The sequence below is a fragment of the aff. Roholtiella sp. LEGE 12411 genome (assembly GCF_015206995.1).
Taxonomy (GTDB): domain Bacteria; phylum Cyanobacteriota; class Cyanobacteriia; order Cyanobacteriales; family Nostocaceae; genus Komarekiella.
In genome coordinates this window covers 37512-45097 of sequence record NZ_JADEXR010000043.1, presented here as the reverse complement: position 1 = coordinate 45097, position 7586 = coordinate 37512, and the positions used below count along the sequence as shown (strand labels likewise).

The following is a 7586-nucleotide window of genomic DNA, read 5'->3' as shown; positions in this document are numbered from 1 at the left end:
CCCCATCCCCCATCCCCTTGTAGGTGGAGTTTTTCATAAAACTGCGACTTCGCTACACATAATATATTCTGAGCAGAAGTGAGTGAAGCGAAGACGCACAATACGCAAAATAGTTTTGGTTGAGAGATGCTGATTTACGCGATCGCTAGTGGGCGCTGTTATCGGGAAGTGCTTTGTATATCTCCAACCAAACAAATTTTGGTTGCAACTTGGTCTTTCAGCCCAGGTTGAGCAACATACGCGCGATCGCCTTCAGCATGACATTTAAAGAATTTGCTGTGTGGAGTTTTTTTACTGAATTTGAGGAGTACAAATGCTTGAGGCTATCGCTGTTGCTTGGCTGTTACTGTTTCTTGGCGATTTCCTTTCTACTTTCGTTTATCACATACCTGAGCATGTTTTCGGTAGCCTCCACCTGAAAACACACCACTCCTGGAAGAAGGACTTCCGCCACTACGCTATTTTAACATTCAATACCCAGGTTCTTTTAGATGGTATTCTGGGTGCGCTGCCATATTTGCTTGTGTCAGTGATTCTGTGGCCTTACTCTCCAATTGGCGTTATCTTTGGACTATTGTTTGGGCAGTTTCACGTATGGTGGAGACATATAGTAGTCTTGGGTTGGCAAACTCCAAAGCTCGTAACTATTTTATGCCAGCTTCTATTCATCACGACTCCTGAGAGACACTGGCTACACCATCAAAAAACTAACCTGGGCTTCGGCGATATTTTCACATTTTTTGAGCAACCTTCTAAAGCGTGGATGCGCTGGTTACGACTTCTAAGGCTTCATCTGCGTTATTCGCGAGTTTAGCTAGGTTTATCACCTCGTTGCTTGTAGAGTGGGCATTACAATGCTCACCCTACTGTGGTCTATTATTGTCGTTTTTGTAGCTCGCAACAGCTGCGCGGAGATTACCTTGATGTTCTGATAAAAGCCGATCGCCATCGTCTTTTGTCAAACCAGTCCAGTGCATCAATAGAGCTAGCTTGACCCACTTACCACTATGTTCTAGTAAGAAACCAGCGGCTTCACGACTTAAACCGGTGAGATCTTGCAAAATTTGCAAAGCGCGATCGCGTAATTTTTGATTTGTGACGGCTACATCCACCATGCGATTACCATAAACTTTGCCGAGCTTAACCATCACTCCGGTGGATAAGATATTTAAAGCTAGCTTTGTGACTGTACCGGCTTTCAGGCGAGTTGAACCGGCTATTACTTCTGGGCCTGTTAACAGGCGAATGTCAACATCAGCATCAAACCTCACTTGTTCAGCAGGAACACAAGCGATAAAAATAGTAGTAGCTCCCCGCTGACGAGCGGCGTTTAGCGCACCGTGAACAAATGGCGTTGTCCCACCAGCGGTAATACCAACTACTACATCTAACTGGGTAATGTGTCGTTGAGCGATCGCATCTTCACCATCTTCAGCACGGTCTTCTAAATCCTCGGAACTGCGTACCAGCGCCCCAGCACCACCAGCAATAATCCCTTGTACTAACTCAGGAGGTGTACAGAAAGTAGGTGGACACTCAGCAGCATCTAACACACCTAATCTGCCACTTGTACCCGCACCAACATAAAACAGGCGTCCTCCGTGGTGCAAACGCTCTGCGGTGCGCTCAATCGCTTCAGCTAACTGAGTTTTAGCCGCTGCGACTGCTGTAACTGCTTTTTGGTCTTCACTATTAAACAGCTCTACCAATTCCACAGAATTGAGTTGGTCTAAATTAAGACTATTAGGATTTACTTGCTCGGTTAACAGATACCCTCGAACGGGTATAACATCCGTATTTACGTTAGGTTTGTCTGAATTATGCATAGTTTGAGCATGATGAGCGAAAAAGCTTAGTACTTGCTATAAACTTTCATTTTTTTTGCTTTATAGCTTGCCGTGATCTCTGTAGAAATTCTTTCTACACCCATAGGATAACCTGAACTGAGAATCAGAAATACTTCACTGAGTCGAGAAAAATTTTAACAATTATAGTTGCTCAGAACATTATGAAAGCGTTTCCACACCAGAATAGTTAAGGATTTTCGCGTCAACAGTTAATAAAGGGCATCCATAAACTCTTGCTGTAGCTACAATAACTTGGTCAAAAGGGTCGCTATGAAATCCACTTAATTGAGTTGAATCAACCACTATCGGCAAAGTTAAATTTAATAGTTGTACTTCGGGATAAACCAAAGCAAGCTGTTTCCAACCATTCATTAACTGAACAAGAAAAAACTAGTCGATTTTTTTCTACTAATTTGGCGACTTCCCAACAAGAAACAATACTTACTCCAAAACCGTAAGGTTGATATTCTTCTATCAACTCCCTATACTTTTTATTTAGTCTGGAGTTGTCGTCAACCCACCAAACCCAGATATGCGTATCAAGTATGATCATTACAAAACTTCCCAATCTTCCAAGGCAACGGGTTCTGTTGGATCATCGTAACGGATTACTTTACCGCGCATTGGATAAAGATTTGTTTCTGGTTGGCTAGGTGCTGCTTGTTGAAGTTGTGGAGTTTTAGCTGACAGAATAATCACCTCCACAGCATCTCCCGCATGAAAAGGTAAGTCCCGCAGCATCAAAGTTCCATCTTCAGTTAAAACAGCTTCTATTTTGTAAGCTTCCATCTTACTACTCCTATTTATTAATGGAGAAAAAGAGAAATGGATGTTACTTTCTCTAGTTTTTTTATTATGGCGTTTTGGCTCCCCTTCCTTTTTAGCCGTGACTTGCTTAGTTATGAAAATGAGAGAAACGGGGAGCAGTGGGAACGAAGTTTACCCAACATTTATCAGTGTCTACAGTTAGTCAAGCAATTTCTCTATCTGCTTGTGCTTCTTAGGGTCTGACCAAATATACGACTTTCTGAGTTTGGTAGTTGCAGCAGTAAAGCGGTCAGTTTTGGGCAATAACTTGTTCTAATTCGGAAAGTGTATAAGTTGTCAGCAGTCTAATACCACACAAAATTGTTGCAAAACTTGCTTTTCCATTTTTTGACATTGTGGGTCATTTTGTATACATCCCAGCATGACCCCATTTATATCTATCGTAAAAATATTTTACGTGTTAAGTAGAAACATTCCTCATTCCACTGCTACTCTACTTTTAGAGCATTGAGGAATGAAGTAATGTTAAAAGTGTTTGCCGATCGCGGTGGTACATTCACAGATATTGTAGCTGTTACTAATAATCAGATAATCGTAGATAGGCTTTCAATACATCCTGAACGTTTTTTAATTGTTCCCTTATTTAAAAAACAATGGGTTATCGTCTATAAATTGCTTTCAGAAAATTCTGAGCAATATCAAGATGCAGCTATTCAGGGTATTCGGGATATCATTGGTTTATCAGGTAATGAACCTATTGCTGGTGAAGCAATAGAAGTGGTAAAAATGGGGACAACAGTCGCAACAAATGCACTGTTGGAAAGAAAAGGCGATCGCGTCGTCCTTGTCATTACTAAAGGTTTTAAAGATGCCCTGCGAATAGGCTATCAAAATCGTCCTAATATCTTTGCTCGTCATATTGTTTTACCAACCATGCTTTATGAGCAGGTGATTGAGATTGATGAACGCTATGACACCCACGGAAATGAATTAACCCCTATAAATATTGAACAAGTCAAAAATGACTTGCAAGCGGTTTATAACATCGGTATTCGCAGTTGTGCTATTGTTTTCATGCACAGCGATCGCTATCCCAATCACGAACAAAAAGTTACCAAAATTGCCGCAGAAATCGGTTTTACACAAATTTCCGTATCCCATCAAGTTAGCCCTTTAATGAAGTTAGTGAGTCGAGGGGATACAACAGTTGTAGATGCTTATTTAACTCCTACTCTGCGTCGCTACGTTAACCAGGTAGCTAGTCAGTTACCAGGAGTAAAACTAATGTTTATGAAGTCTGATGGCGGTTTAATTGCAGCCGAACAATTTCAAGGAAAAGATAGCATTTTGAGTGGCCCGGCTGGGGGCATTGTTGGCGCAGTTCAAACTAGTAAACGAGCAGGTTTTGAATTAGTAATTACCTTTGATATGGGAGGAACAAGTACAGATGTTGCTCACTTTAAAGGAGAGTATGAACGACAACTAGATTCGGAAATTGCTGGCGTTAGGATGAGAGTTCCTGTATTAGCAATTAATACTATTGCTGCTGGCGGCGGTTCTATTTTATTTTTTGATGGTTTTAGTTATCGTGTCGGGCCGGAATCTGCTGGCTCAAATCCTGGGGCTGCTTGTTACCGACGCGGTGGGCCGTTAGCAGTTACTGATGCTAATGTCATGTTAGGCAAAGTTCACCCGCAGTATTTTCCTTCTGTCTTCGGAATTGATGGTAACTTACCTTTAGATAAAGATATTGTCATTCAGCGATTTACACAATTAGCTCAAGATATTGAGGCTGTCACAGGAAACACTCGTACCCCTGAACAAGTAGCCGCTGGATTTATTGCGATCGCAGTGGAAAATATGGCAAATGCGATTAAAAAAATTAGTCTACAACGGGGTTATGATGTCAGTCAATATGTGCTTTGTTGTTTTGGGGGAGCAGGAGGACAAGTTGCATGTTTAATTGCTGACACTTTAGGGATGAAAAAGATATTTCTTCATCCTTATGCGGGGGTTCTTTCTGCTTACGGTATGGGATTAGCTGATGTTCGAGCAATTAGAGAAGTGGGGGTAGAAAAGCCTTTAACTCAAGCATTCATTCCTCAACTACAGCAGTTAATGGAGTCTTTAGAAATTCAAGCTAGGAGTGAGTTGAATGAAGTACATCATGAAGAAGTAGTTACTAAACTAAATTTAAAGTATGAGGGAACTAACTCGATATTGACTATTGGTTTCACCGATGATGTGGCAGAGATGCAACTAGAGTTTGAGACTGAACATCAATCTCGTTATGGTTTCATTCAATTAGATAAAATATTAATTGTTGAATCCGTTTCAGTAGAAGTAATTCAGAAGATGGATACTCCTGAAGAACCCTTAATTAATCGTATCCGTCCAATAGATGAAGTTCCTATTTATGTTGAAATAATCAAGATGTTTACTGCTGATAAATGGTATAATACTCCTGTTTATCGACGCGAAGATTTACAACCACAAGATAGTATTAACGGGCCTGCGATCGTTGTCGAAAAAATTAGCACGATTGTAGTTGAACCTAACTGGGAAGCAAGATTAACTGAACGTAATCATTTAATCTTGCAACGTTTATAAACTGATTGTTGTGCTGGAAAATATTTACCCTCGCTACACTAATCTCAACACGGTTTTACAATAAAAAGGCTATCCATTTATGGACTTTCGCATTCAGTCATATTTGCGCTTCGCGGCTAGCCAGCAACGTGACACTGAGCAGATTGGGCCTTTCCTCGCCAGCTTTAACCGCCATAGCACCAATCCCTTTCTTAACTATGCCATCCCCGACGACGCAGCCATACCGTCACTCACCGATGTCAAAGCACTAATCGCTGCTTATGAAAGTCGCGGACGAAAACCGCGTTTGGAGTACGTTACTTCCCTTGCACCTGCTGTCGAAGAGGCACTTGTAGCTGCTGGTTTCACTGTTGAGGGACGCTTACCGCTTATGATTTGCACTCCTGGTTCAGAGCAATTGCTTCCCGTTCCACCGGACATCGAATTAATCGTGCCAGTTTCAGACGCCCAGATGCTTGCTACAGTTACGGTGCAAAACGAAGCTTACGGAGAGTCTGCACCAAGCCCAGAAGATGGTAAACGTCTTGGTAATAGCCTAGCAGCAGGCGGAATCGCTGTACTTGCTCGTGTGGCGGAAACAGGCGAACCAGTCGGGGCTGGAGTGTGTTCCGTGCCGGGAAATCAGACGACGGAAATTGCTGGTATCGGTGTGCGCGCTGTTTTTAAAGGTAAAAATCCTTGGAAAGTTATTGCAGAACTAAACGCACTTCTGGATGATTGCCGTCGTGCTAATAATTTAATCTAAACAAATAGGGTTCAACAATGAATACCACTCAACCTGATCCAGTCCGGTTAGAAATCTTCAAAAATCTCTATCAATTTATCGCCGAACAAATGGGAATTGTTCTCCAAAATACGGCTACATCAGTAAATATAAAAGAGAGGCTGGATTTTTCCTGCGCTATTTTCGACTCTTCTGGATTATTAGTTGCGAATGCTCCTCACATTCCTGTACATTTAGGCTCAATGAGTGAAAGTGTCCGCAGTTTAATTAATGATCAAGGCGATACTCTAAAACCAGGTAATGTGTATCTATCTAATAATCCTTATAATGGCGGAACACATCTTCCTGATGTAACAGCAATTACCCCTGTATTTTTGGACAGCGATCATATTTCATCTCCCCCTCTCCCTCTCCCCCTCTCCCACTCCCCTCTTCTATGTCGCTTCTCGTGGACACCAAGCTGATATCGGTGGAATTACTCCTGGTTCAATGCCTCCTCACAGTACTACAGTAGAAGAAGAAGGAATTATTTTTGATAATTTTCTCTTGGTTGAAGAGGGAAATTTTCGAGAATTTGCAGTAAGACAGCACTTTTCTAATCATATTTATCCTGCTCGTAACCCTGACCAAAACATAGCAGATTTTAAAGCACAAATTGCTGCTAATAAAAGGGGAGTGCAAGAACTTTGCAAAATGGTTGATCAATACGGACTTGAGACTGTCCAAGCTTACATGAAATTGGTGCAAGCTAATGCAGAGGAGTCAGTCAGGAGGGCTATTGATATTCTCAAAGATGGCTCATTTATTTATGAAATGGATAATGGGGCAATAATTCAAGTTAAAGTGACAATTCACCGAGAAAATCGGAGTGCGACTATTGATTTTACTGGAACTTCTGAACAACTAAATAGTAATTTCAATGCTCCAAAAGCCGTAACTCAAGCAGCAGTATTATATGTCTTCCGTACTTTGGTTAATGATAATATTCCTCTGAATGCTGGGTGTCTTAACCCTCTAGAAATTATTATTCCAGTTGGTTGTATGCTGAACCCAACTTATCCAGCAGCGGTAGTAGCGGGTAATGTAGAAACTTCTCAAACTATTGTTGATGCTTTATATGGTGCTTTGGGTGTGATGGCGGCTTCTCAAGGAACGATGAATAATTTTACCTTTGGTAATGACCGTTATCAATATTATGAAACCATTTGTGGCGGCTCTGGGGCGGGGATGGATTTTGATGGGACTGATGGTGTCCATTCTCACATGACTAACTCCCGCTTAACTGATCCAGAAGTTTTAGAATCCCGTTATCCTGTACTTTTAGAAAGCTTTAGTCTTCATCCTGATAGTGGAGGCAAAGGAAAACATTATGGCGGTAATGGGGTTATTCGCCATATTCGGTTTTTAGAATCGATGACAGCTAATATTCTCTCTGGTCATCGGGTTGTTCCTCCCTTCGGTTTAAATGGTGGGGAAGCTGGACTTGTGGGACGCAACTGGATACAACGTCAGAATGGAAATGAAGAGAATTTAGACAGCACAGCAACAGTAGAGATGGAATACGGGGATGTTTTTGTGATCGAAACTCCTGGGGGAGGAGGATTTGGTAAAGTCTGTTGAGTTTTGAACGTATGGCG

General features: G+C 41.6%; 5 protein-coding genes and 2 pseudogenes. 4 read left to right on the top strand and 3 right to left on the bottom strand.

Annotated elements, in window-relative coordinates:
• Positions 1 to 313 precede the first annotated feature (313 nt).
• Positions 314 to 814, top strand: a complete 501-nt coding sequence (locus tag IQ246_RS12355) for a sterol desaturase family protein (RefSeq protein ID WP_194003382.1) — start codon at positions 314 to 316, stop codon at positions 812 to 814.
• A 49-nt stretch (positions 815 to 863) separates the two neighbouring features.
• On the opposite strand, the gene murQ is transcribed toward IQ246_RS12355, so the two are convergent.
• The 3 genes and pseudogenes from murQ to IQ246_RS12340 all read right to left on the bottom strand — a co-directional run bounded on the left by murQ (position 864) and on the right by IQ246_RS12340 (position 2636).
• Entirely contained in the window at positions 864 to 1826 is a 963-nt protein-coding gene (gene murQ / locus IQ246_RS12350) for an N-acetylmuramic acid 6-phosphate etherase (RefSeq protein WP_194003380.1), read from the bottom strand.
• Between the two features lie 180 nt (positions 1827 to 2006).
• Positions 2007 to 2400: pseudogene (locus IQ246_RS12345) on the bottom strand (type II toxin-antitoxin system VapC family toxin).
• Complete coding sequence (locus tag IQ246_RS12340) at positions 2400 to 2636, bottom strand: hypothetical protein (protein WP_194003378.1); 237 nt, start codon at positions 2634 to 2636, stop codon at positions 2400 to 2402. Before IQ246_RS12340 ends, IQ246_RS12345 begins: the two are co-directional and overlap by 1 nt.
• A gap of 501 nt (positions 2637 to 3137) precedes the next feature.
• On the opposite strand from IQ246_RS12340, the gene IQ246_RS12335 reads away from it, so the two are divergent.
• The 3 genes and pseudogenes from IQ246_RS12335 (at position 3138) to IQ246_RS12325 (ending at position 7569) form a co-directional block, all read left to right on the top strand.
• A complete protein-coding gene (locus tag IQ246_RS12335; RefSeq protein WP_194003377.1) occupies positions 3138 to 5225 on the top strand; it encodes a hydantoinase/oxoprolinase family protein in 2088 nt (695 codons plus the stop codon).
• A gap of 79 nt (positions 5226 to 5304) precedes the next feature.
• Positions 5305 to 5970, top strand: a complete 666-nt coding sequence (locus tag IQ246_RS12330; protein WP_194003375.1) for an N-acetyltransferase — start codon at positions 5305 to 5307, stop codon at positions 5968 to 5970.
• A gap of 17 nt (positions 5971 to 5987) precedes the next feature.
• Positions 5988 to 7569: pseudogene (locus IQ246_RS12325) on the top strand (hydantoinase B/oxoprolinase family protein).
• Positions 7570 to 7586: the final 17 nt, after the last annotated feature.